Genomic DNA, 20245 nt, shown 5'->3' with positions numbered 1-20245 from the left:
CGTATACATGAAGAGTATAGTCCGCGCGGTGCGGCCCGGCACCGCGCGGAAGGCCCCCATGCAGACCAAGGCACTGGCGCCCGAGTACCAGGGAGCACTCACCAAGATGTCGGTGAACGCCTCCCTCACCGACGTACTGGCCGAAGGCGTACGCCACTTGAGGCAGGCCGAGATCTCCGGATCGCAGGAGGAGGTGGCGCGTTCGGGCCTCGCCGTGGCCGAGGCGCACCGCAGGCTCGGACAGGTCGCGGAGGCCGACCGGGCCTGGAAGGCCAGCTACCGGGCCGCGCGGACGGCCGGGAACACCGGGGCGATGGCGTGGGCGCTGTGGAGCGGGGGCACGCTGGCACGCCAACGCGGTTCGCTGCGCCTCGCGTTCAGGCTGCTCGGTCTCGCCGCGGAGCTGGGGAAGCGGGGCGGCGACGTGGTCGCCCGCGGCTATTCGCTGGCCGGCCTCGCCGAGACCGGACGGATCCAGGGCGACTACGCGACCGTCGCGACGCTGCACGAACAACTGCTGGCCGAGGCCCGTGCCCGGGGCGAGGCCCGGCACACTGTCTGGGCCCTGGAGGGCATCGCGCAGATCCACCGCAACACCGGTTCGCTGGACACGGCGTTGGAGATGTTCGAGGAGGCGGCCGCCCTGGCGGGCGACGCGGACGACCGGCGGGGCCGGGCCTGGGCCCTGCGCGGCATCGCCGACATCGTCTCCCTCCGGGACGGGGCGACCGGGCGCGCCCTCGACCTGCTCTCCGAGGCCGAGGTCACCTGCCGCGAGATGAACCTCTCCAGCGCCCTGGCGTACAACCACAAGATGCGGGCCAACGTGCTCTTCCGGGCCGGGCGTTACGAGGAGGCGCGCGAGGTCTACAAGCAGGCGCTCGGGGAGTTCCGCGCGATGGACGAGCCGCGGGGCGAGGCGCTCGCCTCGCTCGGCCTGGTCAAGGCCCGGGCCAGGCTCGGCCGGGACCGCGACGCCACCGCCGCCGAGCTGGACGAACTGCGCGGCAGGCTGAGCCGGATCGGGCTGCTCAACGCCCAGGAGATGGTCGAGAAGGCGTACGCGGAACTCGGCGTGGAACCGGCCTCCGCGGGCGAGAGGGACGGCCGCCGATGACGCTCTCCACGACCAGCCGGGCGAGCGCCACGCAGATACTGGACCGCTGCCGCGAGCTCGTGCGCCCGGCCCTGGCGGAGTCGGTGGGGCGGCTGCACCCCTGGCACGCGGAGACCGCGGCCTTCTCGCTGGGCTGGAGCGGGACGGGTGGCGAGGCGGCGCCCGGATCGCAGGGCAAGGGGGTCCGCCAGGCGCTCGCGGTGCTCGGCGCGGAGGCCGCGGGCGGCAGCGCGGCGGACGCGGTGCCGGGCGCGGTGGCCGTCGAGCTGATCCACACCTTCTCCCTGATCCACGACGACATCATGGACGGCGACGAGACCCGTCGGCGGCGGCCGACGCTGTGGAAGGCGTACGGCACGGGCCCGGCGGTCCTCGCGGGGGACGCGCTGTTCGCGCTGGCCGTCTCCACGCTGGCGGAGGCTCCCGGGCCGGGCGGCGCGGCGGCGGTCCGGCAACTGGCCGGCGCGCTGGGCGATCTGGTGCACGGTCAGGCGCAGGACCTGCTCTTCGAGTCCCGGCCGTGGACCGGGCCCGGGGCGGTCCTGCCGCAGGAGTACCGGTCGATGGCCACCCACAAGACGGGCGCCCTGCTCGGTTGCGCCGCCGCCCTGGGCGCGGTGCTGGCCGGCGCCCCGGCGCGCACCGTCGAGGCGCTGGACCTGGCGGGGCGGCATGTGGGGGTGGCGTTCCAGGCGGTGGACGACCTGCTCGGGATCTGGGGCGATCCGCAGGTGACCGGCAAGCCGGTGCACAGCGATCTGCGGCGGCTGAAGAAGACGTACCCGGTGCTCGCGGCCCTGTCCGCCGACCACCCGGCGGCCCGGCGTCTCGACGCGCTCCTCACCTCCGCCGGGCCGCTCGACGACCCCGCGGCGCGCCGTGCGGCCGAGCTGATCGGCGAGGCCGGCGGACGGCGGGCCGCGCTGGCCGAGGCGCACGAGCACCTGGCGGCGGCCCGCGCCTGTCTGGACCGGGTGCCGCTGGCGGAGGGCGCGCGCGGGGATCTGCTCACCCTGATCCCGTACCTCGTGGACCGCACCGGCTGACCCGTGGCCGCCCGCCGAAAACGGCGGGCGGCCACGGCCCTTCGTACGGCACGATGGGCTCCGGGCGGGCCTGCGCCCACGCACCCGCCGCGACGACGTGAGGACTCCCCCGGCATGAGCGCCCTTCCCGCCCCCGTCACGGCGCTGCTCGTCGTCGACGTCCAGTCGGCGTTCGTCGCGGGGGACGCCGCCGTGCCCGACGCGACCCGGCTGGTGGACCGGGTGACGGACCTCGTCGGGCGGGCCCGGGAGGCCGGGGCACTCGTCGTCCACCTGCAGAACGACGGCCCGGCCGGAGAGCCCGACGAGCCGGGGACGCCCGGGTGGGAGCTGCACCTGCCCGTGCGCACCGGGCCGACCGAGACGGTGATCCGCAAGAGCGAGGACGACGGTTTCGAGAAGACGTCGCTGGAGGCCGAGCTGTCGGCGGCGGGCGTCCGGGCGCTCGCCGTGTGCGGGGTGATGTCGGAGATGTGCGTGCTCGCCACCGCCCGCCGGGCCCTGGAGCTGGGCTACCGGGTCGTCCTGCCCCACGACGCCCACGCCACGTACGACATTCCGGCCGCGCCGGACATCAGCGACGTGGTGCCGGCGGCGATGGCGTCACGGGTCGCGGAATGGGCTCTGGGCGACGAGGTGGAGATCGTGGCGCACACCGCGACCGTCTCTTTCGCCACTCCGTCCGCCACCACGAGAACAGCCTGAGGGCTGTCCCGTGATCGCCCATAGATGGTGCCGCCATCCGGTGCGGCGATCGGCGCAGTACGTCATGCCGGAAAAAGGCTGACGATATAAACGGCTCGATCCGTACGGAACACCTCCGCCCTTCCGTACGGAGGCGGACGACAAGCCCTTTCACCGGCTGCCCGCGAAAGGCCCGCGGTCATGCGCCGATCTGCCCCGCGACCACTCGAACGGCCCTCCTTCCCACGTCACCCCCCTGTGATCGTATGAGCGAGTCACGCGCACGATTTCGCCATATTTCTGTCAAAGTGCGATTCGGCTTTAGACCCGCCGGCCACGGCCGGTGGATCTTACTCACCGGATTGAGCGAAGAGAGCCGTGCGTGCTGCACATGCGTCGTACTGAAGAAAGCCCATTGACGGTCCTTCATTTGGTTCAGCCCGTGGACGGCGGAGTGGCCCGGGTCGTCACCGATCTCGTCAGGGCCCAGGCCGGGTCCGGGCTGCGCCCGGTGGTGGCCTGCCCGCCCGGCAGCCCGCTGTCCCTCGGGGCGGCGGCCGCGGGCGCCGAGGTCCACGGCTGGTCCGTCACCCGCGCCCCCGGGCCCCGGCTGGCCCGGGAGGTGGCCGCCGCGCGCGGGATCGTCCGCGCGAGCCGCCCGCACGTGGTGCACGCCCACAGCGCCAAGGCGGGACTGGCCGGGCGGATCGCGGTACGCGGCCGGGTCCCCACCGTGTTCCAGCCGCACGCCTGGTCGTTCGAGGCCGTCGGCGGACGCACCGCGGCACTCGCGCTCGGCTGGGAGCGGTTCGGCGCACGCTGGGCCGATCACATCCTGTGCGTCAGCGAGTCCGAACGACGCACCGGACAGGAGGCGGGCATCGCCGCCCGCTGGTCGGTCATCCACAACGGCATCGACCTCGACCGTTTCCGGCCCGGCGGAAGCAGGGACCGGGCGGAGGCCCGCGCCTCGCTGCCCTTGCTGGAGAGCCTCGGCCGGGACGCCCCGCTGGTCGTCTGCGTCGGCCGGCTGACCCGGCAGAAGGGGCAGGACGTGCTGCTGCGGGCCTGGCGCCGGGTGCCGCACGCCGGGGCCCGTCTCGTCCTCGTGGGCGACGGGCCCGACCGGGCCGGGCTGGAGGCGTCGGCGCCGCCGGGCGTGCTGTTCACCGGAGCCTGCGAGGACGTGCTGCCGTGGATCCACGCGGCGGACGTCCTCGTGCTGCCCTCCCGCTGGGAGGGCATGGCGCTGGCCCCGCTGGAGGCGATGGCCTGCGGGCGCCCCGTCGTGATGACCGACGTGAACGGCGCGCGGGAGAGCCTGCCGCCCGGCCACGAGGACCACTGTCTGGTGCCTCCGGAGGATCCGGAGGCCCTGGCCGCCGCGCTGACCGCCCTGCTCATCGACCCGGAACTGCGCGAGGCGCTGTCCCGCCGGGCCATGCGCCACACCCGCGCGTCTTTCGACGTCCGACGGACCGCGGGGGCGGTCGCCGGTCTCTACCAGGAACTGGTCGGCCTGTCCGGCCCCACGACGAGGAAGCGCACCGAGCGATGACGATGGAGAGTGCACCGGTTCCCGGCCCTGGACAGGCAACAGCCGTACAGGCGCACACGGTTCATCCGCAGCGACGAAGCGGCGGCGGTGCGCGGGCGCAGCCCGGCGAGCGCCGGACCGTCCGGTACGGCCGTCTCGCGCCGCTCCTGTGCGTGGACGCCCTGGCCCCGGCCGTGACGTTCGCCCTGGTCGTCCCGGCCCCGTGGCCCTGGCTGCTGGTGGCCGTCCAGGCGGTGGCACAGGTGCTGCTCTTCGCTCAACGCCGCCTGTACGGGATGCGGCTGTCCCCCTCCGTCCTCTCCGAACTCCCCGCCCTGCTCGGCCTCACCCTCCTCCAGTGGTACGTGACCATGGAGGTGCTGGCCGTCTGGGCCCCGCAGCAGGCGATCGGCTGGACGGTGCTCGCGTACGGGGCCGCCACGCAGACCGCGCTGACCTGCGCGGGACGCGCGTCCGTGTACCGGGCGCGGCGACGGGCCGCGGTCCGCCGCCCTCTGTCCACGCTGGTCGTGGGCCAGGGGCCGCCGGCCCGTCAGGTGGCGGCCGCGCTGCACGACCACCCCGCCTACGGACTGCGGCCGGTCGGTCTGGTCGCGCCCCCGGTGTCCGGGGACGAGAAGCAGCCGACGGGTTCCGGCTCCGTGCCGCTGCCGGTCCTGGCCTCGCCCCAGGAGGTGGGGCGGGCCGTCGTCCAGAACAGCGTGCGGCACGCGGTGTTCACGGCCCCGCCCGAGTCCACCCCGGACGGCGTCGCTCTCTTCGCGCTGCTCACCGGACACGGCTGCCGGGTGTGGCTGGTCACGGGTCCCGGTGCCGTCGCGGGGCTCCCGGCGGAAGGCCGCTCCGATCATCTGTGGGGCTTCGCCGTCCAGCCGCTGCAGGACGGGACGGACCGTCCTCTCGGCCACGGGGCGAAGCGGGCGATGGACGCCGTCCTGGCCGCGGTCGGGCTGCTGCTGGCGGCCCCGGTGCTGGCGGCCTGCGCCCTGGCCGTGCGGCTCTCCGGCGGGCCGGGCGTGATCTTCCGTCAGGAACGCGTCGGCCGGCACGGGCGCCCCTTCGTCCTGCTGAAGTTCCGTACGCTGCGGCCCGCCGACGCCCAGGAGTCGGCCACCCGCTGGAACGTCGCCTCCGACGGGCGGATGAGCCGGGTCGGCCGCGTGCTGCGCCGGACCTCCCTCGACGAGTTGCCGCAGCTGTGGAACGTCCTGCGCGGCGATATGAGCCTCGTCGGCCCCCGCCCCGAACGCCCCTTCTTCGTCGCGCAGTTCAGCCGCGCCCATCCCGGCTACCAGGCGCGCCACCGGATGCCCGTGGGCATCACGGGTCTCGCCCAGGTGAACGGGTTGCGCGGTGACACCTCGATCGAGGAGCGGGCCCGCTTCGACAACCGCTACATCGAGACCTGGTCGCTGTGGCAGGACGCGTGCGTGCTCGCGCGGACCGCGGGTTCCGTGTTCCGGCTCGGAGGCAGCTGATCATGGCCGCCGTACTGACCCCGCCCGTGCCGTCGACGGCGGCCGCGCCCCGCGCCGCCACCCGTCCCCCGTGGGGTGGCCGGCGCGGCCGCTGGCCGCTGCTGCCGCTGGTCGCGACCGTGCTGCTGCCCGCCCTGCCGTCCGGGTCCTCCGGCGGGGGCGGCCCCGCCGACGTGGCCTCCGGCCTCGCGGTGCTGGTGTGCGTGGGGCGGCTGCTGTATCTGCGGCAGCGTCCGCTGAGCGCCACCGCCGCGCTGGTCCTCGGCCTGCCCGCCGTGGGCTTCGCGGTGGCCACGGTCACCGCGGTGGACCCGGCGGCGGCCCTGCCGGGGCTCGTCCGCCATCTCCAGGTCTTCGTGCTCGTACCGATCGCCGTGTATCTGCTGCTCCGGGACGTCCACGGGTTCAGGATCGTCGCCGGCTCGCTGGTCCTCCTGGCGGTCGTCCAGGGCGTGACGGGCGTCCACCAGTACGTCACCGGGACCGGCGCCTCCTACATGGGCGAGGACATCCGGGCGGTCGGCACGTTCGGGCCCAGCGACATCATGGGGATGGCGACCGTCGTCGCCTACGGGCTGCTCGCCGCCGCGGCCTGCGCCCTGCGGACGCCGCGGAACGCCCCGGCCTGGCTGCGGCCGTGCGCCGCCGTCCTCGCCGTCGCGCTGATCGTGCCCCTGGCGCTGTCGTTCAGCCGGGGCGTGTGGATCGCCACGGCCGCCGCGGTCCTCGTCGTCCTGGCGCTGACCGGGCGGCGGCAGGCCGGGACGTCGCTGGCCGTGCTGGGCGCGGCCGGGGTGGTGCTGGTCGGCGGGTTCGGCATCGGCTCCGAGATGATCGCGGACCGGGCCGCCAGCGTGACCCGGGTGACCAGCACCCCGGACCGGTCGGTCAGCGACCGCTACGCGATGTGGAGCGCGGCGGGCGCGATGTGGCGGGAGCGGCCGGCCACCGGGGTCGGCCCCAAGGGCTTCCCCGACCACCGTGACGGACACGCCTCCATCGGGCTCTCCTCCGGCAGCGACACGGCCGGGGCGGGCCAGGAGTTCCGCCGGCAGGCTCTCCTCTCCCCGCACAACATGTATCTCCTCGTCCTCAGCGAGCAGGGCCTCATCGGTCTGACCGCGCTCCTCGGCAGCTGGGCGGCGATCCTTGCCGGCGCGGTCCGCAGACTGTGCGTCGCCCGCTCGCGCGGACACGCGGCCCTGGACTGCGGGCTGGCGGCGGTGGCCCTGATGACCTGGCAGTGCGTCAACTTCCTGTACGCGGACATCGGCGGGCCCACCACGGTGCTGAGCGGGGTCGTGCTGGGGCTGGCCGCCTGGTGGGCGCTGGCCGGGCCGGACCGGGTGGGCTCCGTATGAGCGACACCGGCACGGGGACCGAGGCCGGGGCGCGTCCGGCGGACGCGGCGGCCCCTCCACTGCTCCCGGCCCCGGGAGGAGGACCCGAGGGGCCCCTCACCCCCGGGGCCCCGCCCGGGACGGCCGCCGGCGAGGCCCCCCGGCTCGGGTCCTTCCTCGCCCGTGCGGCGGCGGGGACGGCGGTGCTGACCGTGGTGGCCGCCGTCCTCGGTCTCGTGCGGGACCAGGCCATCGCCCGGTACTTCGGGGCGAGCGACGCGAGTGACGCCTTCCTGATCGCCTGGACCGTGCCCGAGATGGCGGCGACGCTGCTGATCGAGGACGGGATGGCGCTCCTCCTCGTCCCGGCCTTCAGCCTCGCCCTGACGCGGCGGGCGGCGACCGGAGACGCTCCCGGCCCCGACCCCGTACGGGATCTGGTGGCCACGACGCTCCCCCGGCTGTTCCTCCTGCTCTCCGGCGGCGCCGCGCTGCTGGTGGCGGGTGCCCCGTGGGTCGTGGGCGTGCTGGCCCCGGGCCTCGCCGATCCGAGGCTGGCGGTGGACTGCACCCGGCTGACCTCGGTCACCGTCCTCACCTTCGGGATCACCGGGTACTTCAGCGCAGCGCTGCGCGCCCACCGCAGCTTCCTGCCGCCCGCCGGGGTCTATGTCGCGTACAACCTCGGCATCATCGGCATGACGCTGGCCCTGCACACGGTGTGGGGCGTACGCGCGGCGGCGGTGGGGGTCGCGGTCGGCAGTGTGCTGATGATCCTGACCCAACTGCCCGTGTTCCTGCGGCTGGTACCGCTCGCGCGGCCCCGGCTGCCCAGGTTCGGACGGGGTCCGCGTGCGGCGCGGACCGCTCCGCTGCTGGGCTTCGCGGTGCTGGCCCCGGTGGTCCTGTTCGTGGTGAGCCGTCAGTCCCAGGTGCTGGTGGAACGGTTCCTGGCCTCCACGCTGCCGGCGGGCGCGATCTCGCATCTGAACTACGCGCAGAAGGTCGCGCAGATGCCGATGGTGCTGTCGCTGATGATCTGCACGGTGACCTTCCCGGTGGTCGCGCAGGCCATGGCCGCGGGGGACCGGGAGAAGGCCCGGCTGCGCGTCGAGCGGGACCTGGCACTGGCCGGGATGGTGGTGCTGCTCGGCACGGCGGTCGTCCTCGGCTACGCCCCCCAGATCATCGAGGTGCTCTTCCAGCGCGGCGCGTTCGACACCGCCGACACCGCGTCCACCGCCCAGGTGATGCGGGTGTACGCGCTGGGACTGCTCGGCCACTGCCTGGTCGGCGCGCTGAGCCGGCCGTTCTTCTCGTCCGGGCGGCCCACCTGGTTCCCGGCGTTCGCCATGGGCACCGGGCTGCTGGTCACGATGGGCGCCGGGTACGCCCTGACGTACCGCTTCGGCGTGGACGGCATCGCGACCGCCAACGCGATCGGGATCAGCACGACGGCGCTGCTGCTCCTCATGGGCCTCGGCACCCGGGTGGTGCCGATCCGGACGCGGGCCGTGGCGCTCTCGCTGGGCCGGCTCACCGGGGCGTCGCTGGCGGCGGGCACGGCGGGCTGGGCGTGCGCGCCCCTCGTCCCCGATCCGGTGCTGAGCCTGGCCGCCGGGTGTCTCCTCGTCCCCGCCGTGTTCTTCCTGACCGGGCTGGCCCTGCGCTCGCCCGAGGTCGTATCCCTGCTGGCACTCACCCGACGGAGGTTCCTCGATGGCCGCTGATTCCTCGGCCCACTGCGCCGACACTCCCTCGTCCCGGCTCCGCCCGCACACCCGCCGTCAGCCGTGGATCCTCACGTATCACTCGGTGACGGACCCGAGCGACGATCCGTACGGCATCACCGTCTCCCCCGACCGCCTCGACGAGCAGCTGTCCTGGCTGCGGAGCCGGCGGCTGACGGGGGTGGGGGTGTCCGAGCTGCTGCGCGCGGGGGACGCGGCGCGGCGCGGGCTGGTCGGGCTGACCTTCGACGACGGGTACGCGGACTTCCTCGACGAGGCGCTGCCGGTGCTGCGCAGGCACGGGTTCCGGGCGACGGTCTTCGTCCTGCCGGGCCGGCCGGGCGGCGTCAACGCGTGGGATCCGCTCGGCCCGCGCAAACCGCTGCTCACCCACGACGGCGTCCGGCGGGTAGCCGCAGCGGGCATGGAGGTCGGCTCGCACGGTCTGTACCACCGGGATCTGACGGCACTCGCGGACGTGGAGCTGCGCCGGGAGACCGTCCGCAGCCGGGAGCTGATCGGCGACCTCACCGGATCGCGTCCTGAGGGGTTCTGCTATCCGTACGGCATCCTCGACCGCCGGGTCACCGAAGCCGCGCGTTCGGCGGGCTACGGCTACGCGTGCGCGCTGGCCCCCGGCCCGCTGCTGAGCCGGTTCGCGCTGCCCCGCACCCACATCAGCCAGGCGGACCGCGGGGTGCGGCTGTGGGCGAAGGACCTGCGGCACGGGCTGCGGCAGGTGGCGGCGCCCGGTGCGGGCGCGCGGGTCGCCGGGCCGGTGCGGACGGGCGGCCCGCGATGAGGGCGCTGCACGTCATCACCGGGCTCGGGGTCGGCGGCGCCGAGCGGCAGTTGCGGCTGCTGCTGCGTCATCTGCCGGTGGAGTGCGATGTCGTGACGCTCACCAACCCGGGGGCGGTGGCCGAGGAGCTGCGGTCCGACGGCATCCGGGTGACCCACCTCGGGATGCGCGGCAACCGGGACCTCAGCGCCGTCGGAAAGCTGGCCCGGCTGATCCGGGACGGCCGCTACGACGTGGTCCACACCCATCTGTACCGGGCCTGTGTGTACGGCAGGATCGCGGCCCGGCTCGCCGGGACCCGGGCCACCGTCGCGACCGAGCACTCCCTGGGACGGGCCGAGATCGAGGGCCGCCCGCTCACCCGGTCCGTCCGCGCCCTCTACCTCGCGACCGAACGCCTCGGGGCGGCGACCGTCGCCGTCTCCTCCACCGTGGCCGGCCGGCTGCGGGACTGGGGGGTGCCGGCCGACCGGATCCGGCTGGTGCCGAACGGCATCGACGCGGACCGGTTCCGCTTCGACGCCGGGCGCCGGGCCTCCGTGCGGACGGAACTGGGCATCCCCGCCGAGGCGTTCGTCGTCGGCGGGGTCGGGCGGCTGGTGCCGGGCAAGCGGTTCGACGTGCTGATCCGCGCGGTCGCCGCCCTGCCGGAGGCCCGCCTGCTGCTGGCCGGGGACGGGCCGGAGGCCGGGGCGCTGCGGGCGCTGGCCCTGCGCCTCGGGGCGGTGGACCGCATCCGGTTCCTCGGGGAGTGCGACGAGCGCGGGGACGGCCCGGTCCCGGGTGTTCCGGCGCTGCTGAGCGCGGTGGACGCCTTCGTCTCCACGTCCCGCGAGGAGTCCTTCGGGCTGGCCGCCGTGGAGGCGCTCGCCGCCGGACTGCCGGTGCTCCACGACGCCTGCCCGGCCATCGACGACCTGCCCGCCGCCCATGCCCCCGCGGCCACCCGGATCGCCGGGAGCCCGGAGGAGCTGACGGCCCGGCTGCGGCAGCGGATACAGGCCGGAGCCGACCGGCGGCCGCCGCCCCGGGCCGTCGGCCATTACGACATCAGGCGCAGCAGCGAGCGCCTGATGGACGTGTACGCGTACGCCCTCGACACCGCCCCACCGAACCGGAGAGCCCTTTCATGACCGACTCACCCGAGCAGCAGCGTCGACATGTCGTCGTCCGCCGGCTGCGCACCGCCATCGCCCGGCTGCCGCACTGGTGGCCGCTGCCCGTCTCCGTACTGATCGGCACCGCGTCCGGGCTCTCGTACAGCGCGCTCGCCGCGGACCGGTACGAGGCCACCAGCTATGCGATGGCGGTCGCCGAGGCCGGGACGGACCCCTCGGCGGCCCTGGGGTACGCCCAGTCGTACGGGCGGCTGACGACGAGCGACGCGACGCTCTCGTACGCCCAGGGCGCGGCCGGCGAGCCGATGCGCGAGCTGCGGTCCCACGTCCGGTCGGAGACCTCTCCGGACTCTCCGATGATCGCGGTGACGGGCACGTCCGAGGACCGGCACAAGGCGGCGGACATCGCCAACGCGGTCATCGAGGCCGTCATCGTGAGCAGCGGCCATGTCTCCAAGGACACCGGGGTGAAGCTGATCAAGTTCACCCACGCGATGACGCCGGACCAGCCGGTCTCGCCGTCCGTGCCGCTGGGCGCCGCCGTGGGGGCCGCCGCGGGCGGGCTGCTGGGCGGCCTCGTGCTGCTGGTCCGGCCGCGCCGGGCGGGCCCGCGCGTCTCGGCGCAGGTTCCCGGCCAGACGGCCGAGGGCGGCGGCATCGCCCAGGACGACCGGGAGCTCGTCCGATGACGGGGCGCCGGGCGGGCGGCCTCGTCGTGACCCTGTGCCGGGACTTCGGGGAGTTCGGCGCCCTCGCCGGGGAGTGGGACGCGCTGCACCGCCGCTGCGCCACCGCGACCCCGTTCCAGAGCCACGCCTGGCTGCACTCGTGGTGGCTCTCCTACGGTCAGGAGGGCCGGCTGCGGGTGCTGCTGGTCCGCCGCTCGGGGCGGCTGATCGGGGCGGCGCCGCTGATGCTGGTGCACCGTCCGATGCCGCTGCTCGTTCCGATGGGCGGGGCGATCTCCGACTTCTTCGACATCCTGCTGGACGAGGAGGAGGCCGGGTACGCGGTGGGGGCGCTGGGGCGCGGTCTGGACCGGGCGGCCCGGCACACCGTGGTGGACCTGCGGGAGGTCAGGCCCGACGCGTCGGCGCAGTTGCTGTTCGGGCGGTGGGCCGGGGCCCGGAGCCGGCTCACGGACTCGACGTGCATGGAGCTGCCGGCCGAGCCGCTGGGCGACACCGTGGCGCGGCTGACGGGCTCGCGGGGCCAGCGGCTGCGCTCCAAACTGCGCAAGGTCGACGCCCTGGGCGTCGAGGCGCACCGGATTCCGCGGGACGGCGTGCCCGCCGCGATCGGCACGCTGCTGCGGCTGCACGAGAGGCAGTGGGAGGGCCGGACGGTCAACCCCGAGCATCTCAGGGCGCGGTTCTCGGACCATCTGATCCGGTCGGTGGGACGGATGGTGGGGGACGGCACGGCGGCCATGACCGAGTTCCGGCTGAACGGCGAGGTGGTGGCGTCCAACTTGTCGTTGCAGTCCGGGCGGCTGATGGGCGGCTATCTGTACGGTGCGGATCCGGCGCTGCGCGAGCGGAAGGTCGATGTGTCGACGATGCTGCTGCGCGAGGTCGCCCAGCAGGCCTCGGACGGCGGGCGGGCGGTGCTGAGCCTGCTGCGCGGTGCGGAGAGCTACAAGAACCACTGGGGGCCGGTGCCGGTGGTCAACCAGCGGCTGCTGCTGGCGCGGCCGGGCCTGGAGCCGCTGCTGCGGCTGCGCGAGTCCCAGGTGGCGGTACGGGAGCGGGCGGTGGAGACCGTGAAGGCCCGGTTCCCGGCGGCGCGGGACTGGCACGAGCGGTTGACGGGACTGCCGGTGATCGGGCGCTGACGCGCCGGGCGTACGCCGGACAGGGGCGTCGGAGATATCACCTATGAGCTGATCCGTTACCGTCCGGCCTCTCCCGCGTTGTCAGGGGGTGCGGGCCTCGCGTCCGCAGCACACCCCCTATCTGTTCTAGGAGTTCCGAATGTCTCGTATGACGAAGGTCGCCGCAGTCATGGCCGGCACCGGCGCCCTGATCGCCGGCGGCGCAGGCATGGCGTCCGCCGACGCCGGCGCGCAGGGCCTCGCCGCGGCCTCCCCCGGCGTCCTCTCGGGCAACGCCGTCCAGGTCCCCGTGCACGTGCCGGTGAACCTCTGCGGCAACACGATCAACGTGATCGGCCTGCTGAACCCGGCCTTCGGCAACACCTGCGCCAACGTCGACGCGGGTCACCACGGCAAGGGTGGCTACGGCTACGGCCGCTGATCCCCCGTCGTTCCGGAACGCCCGGCTCCCTCCTCGCGGTGGGGGCCGGGCGTTCCTCCGTCCGGGCTCAGGCGTAGCGGTAGAGCTTGCCGTGGTCGAGGAGTTTCCTCGGCGTCACTCCCCAGGGGGGCATCGCGTCGTCGAGGCCGAAGACGTAGTCGCGGTCCGGGCCCGGTGAGGCGGGTTTGCGGCCCGGCAGGTAGGCGGACTTCGGGTGGGCCTTGCGCCACCGGTCCCACAGCAGGTCGATGAAGGAGTGGTGGAGCCAGAACACCGGGTCCTCGGGGGAGGCCGCGCCCGCCATCGGGCCGCCGACCCACTGGTGGACCTGGTTGTGGAGGCCCACCCCGCGCACGTCCCGGATCCCCCACCCCTCGACGCGGTTGCGGAAGCCCTCGGTGCAGACGCTGTTCCAGGGCTCGGTGTCGTAGACGGGGTCCTTGAGCGCGCGCTCCAGGTCGTTCCTGGTGGGGAGGGAGACCGGGTCGCGGCCGGGCCTGCCGAAGTTGCGGGTGAGGTAGTGCTCGTCGGTGACGCCTCTGCCGACGCTCCAGTTGCCCGCCCCGTAGGCGAAGGCTCCGGTGGTGACCTGCCGGTCGCCCTGTCTTCCGTTGCCGCCGAGGAAGTCCTCCGCCCAGAGCGACGAGGTCGGTCTGTTGTCCTGGGTCCAGTCCCAGTACGGGACGCTGACGCCGGCGTCGACGGCTCGGAGCGCCTTCTCGAACTCCAGCAGGTACTGACGGTGCCAGGGGAAGAACGAGGACGTCATGTGTGCCGGGCGCGGCCGGCGCTCGGTGTCCATGACGTAGTACTCCCGGTGCATGACGACGAAGTCGTCGTAGCGGCCCGAGCGCTTCAGTTTCAGGATCGCGTCGACGAGTCGGCGCTTCTCGGTGCGCGTGAGGTCGCGCTGGTTCTTGCGGGTGTACACCGGTGCTGGTCCTCCTGGTTCACATGCGGTGTGCGACGGGGTGGGCGAGTCCGGCGGCGCCCAGCTCGTCGACGGCGGCACGGGCCGTCTCCAGCAGCGTGGGATACGACTCGTAGTGCCGGACGTCGCTCAGATAGGTGCCGTCGGCCCGCCTCATGACGTGCAGGGGCCTGCCGTCGATGCGGACCTCGGCGCCCGGTCCGGCGGCGATCGCGACCCGGTCGTCGGCCGTGGCGCCGGCGGGGACGACGGCCGTGGCCGTCCCCCGGATCTCCCGGCCCCGGTACATCTCGGCGAACTCGTCCGCCGTCGGCACCGGGCCGGATGCGGTCGCCCGGGGCGCGGGCCGGGCCGCGGCGGCCCGCTCCCGGTCGAGCAGCGGGAGCAGGGTGCCCGCGGTGCCGGTGACCACCGCGGCGGTGAAGGCTCCGCGCAGGACGATCCGGCGGGAGGGAACGCGGGTTCCGCCCGGATTCGCTGGGGTGGGGCTCATGAGCTGAGTGCCTGCCTCTCCTTGACTCGCCTCATTGACTCGTTAACTCGTCCGAGGTGCTTCTGATGGCGATGTTGACAACGAGGCGCAGGCGAAACAGTTCTCGTGCCTGCGGCGTACGGCGCACGGATGGCGGTTCCGTTCCGTCAAACGCGTGAGGGTGCGGGCTCATCGGGAGCGACGGGCCGCGTCGACGAGGCGCCTCGCCTCGACGGGCCGGACCATGGCCTGGCGAACCGTGGAGGTGATGGGCATGACCGTTCCGTACCAGTTGTCCGAGGACCGTGCACTGCGCGCGGCGGACGTCGATCTGGCCGACCCGGCCTTCTGGCGGCTGCCGCGCCCCGTCAGGCTCAGGGCGTTCGCCCTGCTGCGGGAGCTGGACGCACCGGTCCTGTTCACGCCCCGGGCCGGTGCCGCGCGCACCGCCGGCAAGCCGTTCCACGCCCTGGTGCGCCATGCGGACGTGCGGACCGCGAGCCGCACGCCCCAGGTGTTCGCGAGCGCTCCGGGGGTCACCACCCCCGAGCCGGCCGGCTGGGCGAAGGCCCTGTTCGGGAACTCGATGGTCAACATGGACGGGCCCGAGCACGCGGCGCTGCGCCGGATCATCTCGCGGCGGTTCACCCCCCGGCTGCTGGCGGACGTCGAGGAGAACGTCGGCCGGCTCGCCGGGCGGCTGGTGGACGAGCTGATCGCCGAGCGCCCCCGGGACTTCATGCCGTCGGCGGCCTCGCGGCTGCCGCTGGAGGTGATCTGCGACCTGATGGGCATCCCGGAGGCGTACCGGGAGCGGATCGCGGAACAGATCGACCACGCCTCGGAGCACGTCGGCGTCGAGCGCCGGGGCCGGGCCCGGCTGCGGATTCCCGGCCGTGGGCTGGCGTCGCTGGCCCGGATGCAGTTCGTCATGGGGCGGCTCGCCCGGGAACGGCGCCGCCACCCCGAGGACGACCTCGTCTCGGCGCTCGTCAGCGCGGACATCGACGGCGAGGCGCTGTCCGGGCAGCAGCTCGGGGCCTTCTTCTCGCTGCTGCTGGTGGCCGGGGTGGAGACGACCCGCAACGCCATCGCGCACGGGCTGTTCCTGCTCGACCGGCATCCGGAGCAGCGGGAGCTGCTGCGGGCCGACTTCGACGGGCACATCGACGGCGCCGTCGACGAGATCGTGCGGCATTCGACCCCGATCATCCAGTTCCGCAGGACGGTCACCGCGGAATGCGCACTGGGCGGCCGCACGTTTCTCCCGGGGGAGAAAGTCGCCCTCATTTACGCGTCGGCCAATCGCGACGAGGCGGTTTTCACCCATCCGGATCGCTTCGACATCACCCGGTCGCCCAATCCCCATCTGGGATACGGCGGCGGGGGCCCGCACCACTGCCTGGGAGCGCATCTGGCGCGGCTCGAAATGACCGCCCTCTTCCGGGAACTGATCGCCCGTCGTCCCGTCATGCGAAATCTGGGAGATCCCGCTCTGGTCGACTCGAATTTCGACAACCGCGTCGGCTCGCTGCCCTTCACGTTCGGCCCCACATTCACCTGAACGGCACGCCCGCAACGCCGAATACGATAAATGGACTCCTGCACATGCCTCCGGTGCACGAAGATGCGACTCTCTCCCTATCAGGCCGAACCGGCCGGAATTCACCGCAGCCAGGAGGAGTAATGCCGGCTAAGCGCCGTCTTATCGTTTCGTGCATCGCGGCGGCTGCTCTCAGCCTCCTGGCGGGTGGCGGCATCGCGGGCCAGTCACCGCCGGGCACCGATTCCGTCGACGGCGCCGCACCCGGCCCGACGCGGGCGGCGAGCAGCACGGCGCACGGCGCGTATCTGGACTACGGGCCCGCCGGGATCAGCAGGATGGCCGAACTGTCCCGCTGGCTCGGCGGGGCGGAACTGCGGGTGGGACACACGTACCTGCCGGGCGATCTGTGGGTGAACATCGAGGGGACACCTGATTTCCTCGAATCCTGGGCGGACTGGAGACAGGCGGACGCTGAACGGATGTTCGTCCTGAACGTGCCGATGCTGGAGCGCAACGAGGAACGGGTCCCGGACGGCGAGGTCCGCACCCTGCTCCGGGCAGGCGCGGCCGGGGAGTACGACCAGCACTTCACGCGGCTCGCGGAGCGCCTGGTGGGGCTGGGCGTTCCCGACACCGTGATCGTGCTCGGCTGGGAGATGAACGGCACCACCTACACCCATCGGTGCGGTCCCGATCCCGCGTCCTGGAAGGCGTACTGGCAACGGATCGTCACGGCGATGCGCGCGGTGCCCGGTCAGGACTTCCGCTTCGACTTCACGCCGAGCCGGGGGCGGGACGCGGTGCCGTGGACCGAGTGCTACCCGGGCGACGACGTCGTCGACATCATCGGGATGGACTCCTACGACCAGCCTCCCGGTGAGACCTTCGACGACCAGATCACCGACCCGTACGGGCTCCAGAAGCACGTCGACTTCGCCGCGGAGCACGGCAAGCCGATCTCGTTCCCGGAGTGGGGGCTCTTCCGCAACGGCGACAACCCCGAGTACATGCGGCGGATGCTGGAGTGGATCGACCGGCAGGAGCCGCTCTACCAGACGGTCACGGACTACTGCCCGCACGGCGTCTGGCAGTGCGGGAGCAATCCGCGGTCCTCGAAGGTGTTCCGGACGATGCTGACCGAGATGGCCGCGCCGTCCGCGCCCGCGCCCAGCCCGACACCGAGGCCCACCTCTACGCCCACGCCCGACCCGACGGGTCCGGCCCCCTCCCCCACGGTCCCGCCGTCCGTGGCGCCGTCCCCGGCGGCGCCCTCGCCCACAGCCCCGGGGGCCGGGGGACCGCCCGCCCGCGAGTGGTGCGTGCCGGTCCCGTTCGGCGACTGGCTGGGCCCGTGGCTGCGGGAGCGCGAGATCTGCTTCCGCTACTGATCCCGGGCATCCCGGGCATGGAAACGGCTCCGGCCCTCCTGTCGGGGCCGGAGCCGTCCACCCACACGAGTCCAGCGCGGGGGCAGGTGGACAAGCAACCGCTTGTCACCACCACCAACGTGGACACGGCCCGCTCCGTCACGCCGCCGAACGAGGGAAAACCCGCGCCCGGACTCCGCACCGGGCGCGGTCCGGGGCCACGAGCGACCATGGAAACCTACAGAGGGTGGTGAGGTGCAATGGCATCCGCCGACGAGGGCTCCCCGGCGGAGCCCGGCCCGCTGCCCTCCGGGGACGGGCTCGGACCGGCGCGGACGACCGACGGCGCGGCGGCGGTGATCGCCGGGGACGGCACGGTCATCGGCTGGACCCGCGGCGCCCAGGTGCTGCTCGGGTATCCGGCGGCCGAAGTGGTCGGACGGTCCGCCGCCCAGCTGCTCATGGGCCCCCCGGACGCCCGGCGCACGGCTGCGGTGGCCGCCCGCTGCCGGGCCGGTTCGGGATGGAGCGGACTGGTCCCCCTGCGGGCCCGGGACGGCCGGTCGCTGGACATCGACGTACGGTCCACCGCCTCGTTCCTGATCGCCGGTCGGGAGGGCTTTCTGGTCTCCGGGCGGGAACTCACCCCGCACTGGACGATGCACGGGTCCGTGGTCGACGGCTTCCTGGCCCGGTCGCCGGTCGGCATGGCGGTGCTCGACCCCGACCTGCGCTACCTCTGGCTGAACGACACCCTGGAACGGGTCGACGGCGTGCCCCGGGAACAGCGTCTGGGGCGCCGGCCGAGCGAGGTGCTGCCCGGAGCGCTGGCGACGCCCATCGAGCGGCTGATGCGGCAGGTCCTGTCGACCGGCGAGGCGATCACGGACTACGAGTACCTGGGCTGGAGCTGGCCCGATCCGCGCCGTCGGCGGGCGTTCACGAGCTCGTTCTTCCCGCTGGCCGACGCCGGGGGCCGACCGATCGGCATCGGCTGCATGGTCCTCGACGTCACCGACCGGTGGAACGCGCGCCGGCTGCTCGCGCTGGTGAACGAGGCCGGAGCGAGCATCGGCTCCACCCTGGACGTACAGCGTACGGCGCAGGAACTCGCCGACTTCGCGGTGCCCCGGTTCGCGGACTTCGTCTTCGTCGACCTGTTGGAGAACCCGTTCGGCGGTGACCGTCCGGGGACGGTGGCGCCGGCCGAAGGGCAGCGGCCTGCCATGCGCCGGGCCGGTATGAGCTCGGTGCGGGAGGGCTGCCCGGAGGCGGTCGTGCGGGTCGGGGAGCCGGTCGACTTCGTGCCGCCGCCGTACGACGCGCGCTTCCTCCTCGACGGCGACCCCGTTCTGCTCCCGGCGCTCGATCCGGACCACCACGGGTGGACGGTGGAGCAGCCCGAGCGGGCCGACCGGCTGCGGGAGTTCGGTCTGCACTCGCTGATCTCCGTACCGATGCGGGCGCGCGACACCGTGCTGGGGCTGACCACCTTCATGCGGTCGCAGAATCCGGTGCCGTTCGACGAGGACGATGTGGCGCCCGCCCGGGAGCTGGTGGCGCGCGCCGCCGTGTCCGTGGACAACGCCCGCCGCTACACCCGGGAGCACACCGCGGCGCTCGTCCTCCAGCAGAGCCTGCTGCCGCACACGCTGCGCGGCGGGACGGCACTGGACGTGGCGTCGTCGTACCTTCCGGCCGACCCGAAGGACGGGGTGGGCGGCGACTGGTTCGACGTGATCCCGCTGTCCGGGGCCCGGGTGGGTCTGGTCATCGGCGATGTCGTCGGGCACGGCATCGGGGCCGCCGCGACCATGGGCCGGCTGCGGACCGCCGTACAGACGCTGGCCGACATGGATCTTCCCCCGGACGAACTGCTGGCACGCCTGGACGATCTCGTCCTGCGGCTCAGCGAGGAGGAGCGCGCGGGGGGACCGGCGGAGCGGGGCGGGACGACGGTGGTGGGGGCCACCTGCCTGTACGCCGTCTACGACCCGGCGAACGGCTGCTGCACGATGGCGCGGGCCGGTCACCCGCCGCCGGTGGTCGTCCTGCCGGACAGCACGGTCAGCTTCCCGGACCTGCCCGCCGGCCCGCCACTGGGACTGGGCGGGCTGCCCTTCGAGGCCCTGGAGATCGAGCTGCCCGAAGGAAGCCTCCTCGGCCTCTACACCGACGGGCTCATCGAAGGGGCAGACAAGGATCTCGAACGCGGAATGGACCGGCTCGGCCGGGCGGTGTCCCGGGACGGTATGCCGCTGGAGCAGCTGTGTCCGGCGGTGGTCGGGGAGTTGCTGCCCGTCCCGCAGCCGGACGACATCGCGCTGCTCCTCGCCCGGACGCATCGCCTGAGTCCCGAGCACCTGGTTTCGTGGGACGTGCCCGTGGACCCCGCGGCGGTCGGCGAGACCCGGGCCAGGGTCTCCCGCCAGCTGGAGGCGTGGGGGCTCGCGGAGCTGTCGATGACGACGGAGCTGATCGTCAGCGAACTGGTGACCAACGCGATCCGGTACGGCGCGGGGCCGGTGCGGCTGCGGCTCCTGTTCCAGTCCGTGCTGACCTGCGAGGTGTCCGACGCCAGCAACACCTCGCCGCGGCTGCGGCACGCCAGGACGACGGACGAGGGCGGCCGCGGACTGTTCCTGGTCGCGCAGCTCGCCCATCGGTGGGGCACGCGCTACACACCCCAAGGGAAGATCATCTGGGCCGAGCAGCCTCTTCCCTGAACCGGCCCGGCCCGTGGAACGCCCCATCAAGGGCTTGCCTCAGGGGCTCTCCCCGAGGTTCTCCCCGGGGCTCCC

Annotated in this window: 17 protein-coding genes; 15 read left to right on the top strand and 2 right to left on the bottom strand. The window is 73.7% G+C overall.

The window, feature by feature from the left end:
- The first annotated feature begins 58 nt into the window (after positions 1-58).
- From OG245_RS35345 to OG245_RS35290, 12 genes are all read left to right on the top strand, one after another.
- On the top strand, positions 59-1117 hold the full coding sequence (locus OG245_RS35345; protein ID WP_371628077.1) for a tetratricopeptide repeat protein: 1059 nt from the start codon (positions 59-61) through the stop codon (positions 1115-1117).
- Complete coding sequence (locus OG245_RS35340; protein ID WP_371627417.1) at positions 1114-2163, top strand: polyprenyl synthetase family protein; 1050 nt, start codon at positions 1114-1116, stop codon at positions 2161-2163. Before OG245_RS35345 ends, OG245_RS35340 begins: the two co-directional genes overlap by 4 nt.
- Before the next feature lie 114 nt (positions 2164-2277).
- Positions 2278-2868 (top strand): cysteine hydrolase family protein, encoded by a 591-nt coding sequence (locus OG245_RS35335; protein WP_371627416.1) that lies wholly within the window; start codon positions 2278-2280, stop codon positions 2866-2868.
- Between the two features lie 370 nt (positions 2869-3238).
- The gene (locus OG245_RS35330; RefSeq protein ID WP_371627415.1) at positions 3239-4405 is read left to right on the top strand and encodes a glycosyltransferase; all 1167 of its coding nucleotides are present in this window, start codon (positions 3239-3241) and stop codon (positions 4403-4405) included.
- A gap of 152 nt (positions 4406-4557) precedes the next feature.
- Positions 4558-5883, top strand: coding sequence for an exopolysaccharide biosynthesis polyprenyl glycosylphosphotransferase (locus tag OG245_RS35325; RefSeq protein WP_371627414.1), 1326 nt, complete (start codon positions 4558-4560; stop codon positions 5881-5883).
- A 2-nt stretch (positions 5884-5885) separates the two neighbouring features.
- Entirely contained in the window at positions 5886-7244 is a 1359-nt protein-coding gene (locus OG245_RS35320; protein ID WP_371627413.1) for an O-antigen ligase family protein, read from the top strand.
- Complete coding sequence (murJ, locus tag OG245_RS35315; protein ID WP_371627412.1) at positions 7241-8953, top strand: murein biosynthesis integral membrane protein MurJ; 1713 nt, start codon at positions 7241-7243, stop codon at positions 8951-8953. Before OG245_RS35320 ends, murJ begins: the two co-directional genes overlap by 4 nt.
- Complete coding sequence (locus OG245_RS35310) at positions 8943-9755, top strand: polysaccharide deacetylase family protein (RefSeq protein WP_371627411.1); 813 nt, start codon at positions 8943-8945, stop codon at positions 9753-9755. Before murJ ends, OG245_RS35310 begins: the two co-directional genes overlap by 11 nt.
- A complete protein-coding gene (locus tag OG245_RS35305) occupies positions 9752-10888 on the top strand; it encodes a glycosyltransferase (protein WP_371627410.1) in 1137 nt (378 codons plus the stop codon). The genes OG245_RS35310 and OG245_RS35305 overlap by 4 nt, the downstream gene beginning before the upstream one ends.
- The gene (locus OG245_RS35300; RefSeq protein WP_371627409.1) at positions 10885-11562 is read left to right on the top strand and encodes a lipopolysaccharide biosynthesis protein; all 678 of its coding nucleotides are present in this window, start codon (positions 10885-10887) and stop codon (positions 11560-11562) included. The genes OG245_RS35305 and OG245_RS35300 overlap by 4 nt, the downstream gene beginning before the upstream one ends.
- The gene (locus tag OG245_RS35295) at positions 11559-12707 is read left to right on the top strand and encodes a GNAT family N-acetyltransferase (RefSeq protein WP_371627408.1); all 1149 of its coding nucleotides are present in this window, start codon (positions 11559-11561) and stop codon (positions 12705-12707) included. Before OG245_RS35300 ends, OG245_RS35295 begins: the two co-directional genes overlap by 4 nt.
- A gap of 139 nt (positions 12708-12846) precedes the next feature.
- Positions 12847-13128: a chaplin gene (locus OG245_RS35290; RefSeq protein WP_371627407.1), complete on the top strand. Its 282-nt coding sequence runs from the start codon at positions 12847-12849 to the stop codon at positions 13126-13128.
- 67 nt (positions 13129-13195) lie between these two features.
- On the opposite strand, the gene OG245_RS35285 is transcribed toward OG245_RS35290, so the two are convergent.
- Together OG245_RS35285 and OG245_RS35280 are read right to left on the bottom strand one after the other, a co-directional pair.
- The gene (locus OG245_RS35285) at positions 13196-14059 is read right to left on the bottom strand and encodes a tyrosinase family protein (RefSeq protein WP_371627406.1); all 864 of its coding nucleotides are present in this window, start codon (positions 14057-14059) and stop codon (positions 13196-13198) included.
- A 19-nt stretch (positions 14060-14078) separates the two neighbouring features.
- A complete protein-coding gene (locus OG245_RS35280; protein WP_371627405.1) occupies positions 14079-14552 on the bottom strand; it encodes a tyrosinase family oxidase copper chaperone in 474 nt (157 codons plus the stop codon).
- Between the two features lie 253 nt (positions 14553-14805).
- Here OG245_RS35280 and OG245_RS35275 point away from each other — a divergent pair, with 253 nt between their 5' ends.
- The 3 genes from OG245_RS35275 to OG245_RS35265 all read left to right on the top strand — a co-directional run bounded on the left by OG245_RS35275 (position 14806) and on the right by OG245_RS35265 (position 20170).
- Positions 14806-16095: a cytochrome P450 gene (locus OG245_RS35275; protein WP_371627404.1), complete on the top strand. Its 1290-nt coding sequence runs from the start codon at positions 14806-14808 to the stop codon at positions 16093-16095.
- Positions 16096-16217: 122 nt separating this feature from the next.
- Entirely contained in the window at positions 16218-17465 is a 1248-nt protein-coding gene (locus OG245_RS35270) for a glycoside hydrolase family 26 protein (protein ID WP_371627403.1), read from the top strand.
- 239 nt (positions 17466-17704) lie between these two features.
- Positions 17705-20170, top strand: coding sequence for a SpoIIE family protein phosphatase (locus tag OG245_RS35265; protein ID WP_371627402.1), 2466 nt, complete (start codon positions 17705-17707; stop codon positions 20168-20170).
- Positions 20171-20245 lie beyond the last annotated feature (75 nt).

The sequence above is a fragment of the Streptomyces sp. NBC_01116 genome (assembly GCF_041435495.1).
Lineage (GTDB): Bacteria > Actinomycetota > Actinomycetes > Streptomycetales > Streptomycetaceae > Streptomyces.
The sequence above is the reverse complement of the archived record's forward strand: the minus strand, read 5'-3'. Positions and strand labels throughout refer to the sequence as shown.

Excerpts from the sequence above, each read along its gene's own strand:
- murJ (WP_371627412.1), top strand. The coding sequence starts at position 7,241 with ATGAGCGACACCGGCACGGGGACCGAGGCCGGGGCGCGTCCGGCGGAC.
- OG245_RS35310 (WP_371627411.1), top strand. The coding sequence starts at position 8,943 with ATGGCCGCTGATTCCTCGGCCCACTGCGCCGACACTCCCTCGTCCCGG.
- OG245_RS35335 (WP_371627416.1), top strand. The coding sequence starts at position 2,278 with ATGAGCGCCCTTCCCGCCCCCGTCACGGCGCTGCTCGTCGTCGACGTC.
- OG245_RS35300 (WP_371627409.1), top strand. The coding sequence starts at position 10,885 with ATGACCGACTCACCCGAGCAGCAGCGTCGACATGTCGTCGTCCGCCGG.
- OG245_RS35295 (WP_371627408.1), top strand. The coding sequence starts at position 11,559 with ATGACGGGGCGCCGGGCGGGCGGCCTCGTCGTGACCCTGTGCCGGGAC.
- OG245_RS35280 (WP_371627405.1), bottom strand. The coding sequence starts at position 14,552 with ATGAGCCCCACCCCAGCGAATCCGGGCGGAACCCGCGTTCCCTCCCGC.
- OG245_RS35345 (WP_371628077.1), top strand. The coding sequence starts at position 59 with ATGCAGACCAAGGCACTGGCGCCCGAGTACCAGGGAGCACTCACCAAG.
- OG245_RS35265 (WP_371627402.1), top strand. The coding sequence starts at position 17,705 with ATGGCATCCGCCGACGAGGGCTCCCCGGCGGAGCCCGGCCCGCTGCCC.
- OG245_RS35290 (WP_371627407.1), top strand. The coding sequence starts at position 12,847 with ATGTCTCGTATGACGAAGGTCGCCGCAGTCATGGCCGGCACCGGCGCC.
- OG245_RS35340 (WP_371627417.1), top strand. The coding sequence starts at position 1,114 with ATGACGCTCTCCACGACCAGCCGGGCGAGCGCCACGCAGATACTGGAC.
- OG245_RS35305 (WP_371627410.1), top strand. The coding sequence starts at position 9,752 with ATGAGGGCGCTGCACGTCATCACCGGGCTCGGGGTCGGCGGCGCCGAG.
- OG245_RS35270 (WP_371627403.1), top strand. The coding sequence starts at position 16,218 with ATGCCGGCTAAGCGCCGTCTTATCGTTTCGTGCATCGCGGCGGCTGCT.
- OG245_RS35275 (WP_371627404.1), top strand. The coding sequence starts at position 14,806 with ATGACCGTTCCGTACCAGTTGTCCGAGGACCGTGCACTGCGCGCGGCG.
- OG245_RS35330 (WP_371627415.1), top strand. The coding sequence starts at position 3,239 with ATGCGTCGTACTGAAGAAAGCCCATTGACGGTCCTTCATTTGGTTCAG.
- OG245_RS35320 (WP_371627413.1), top strand. The coding sequence starts at position 5,886 with ATGGCCGCCGTACTGACCCCGCCCGTGCCGTCGACGGCGGCCGCGCCC.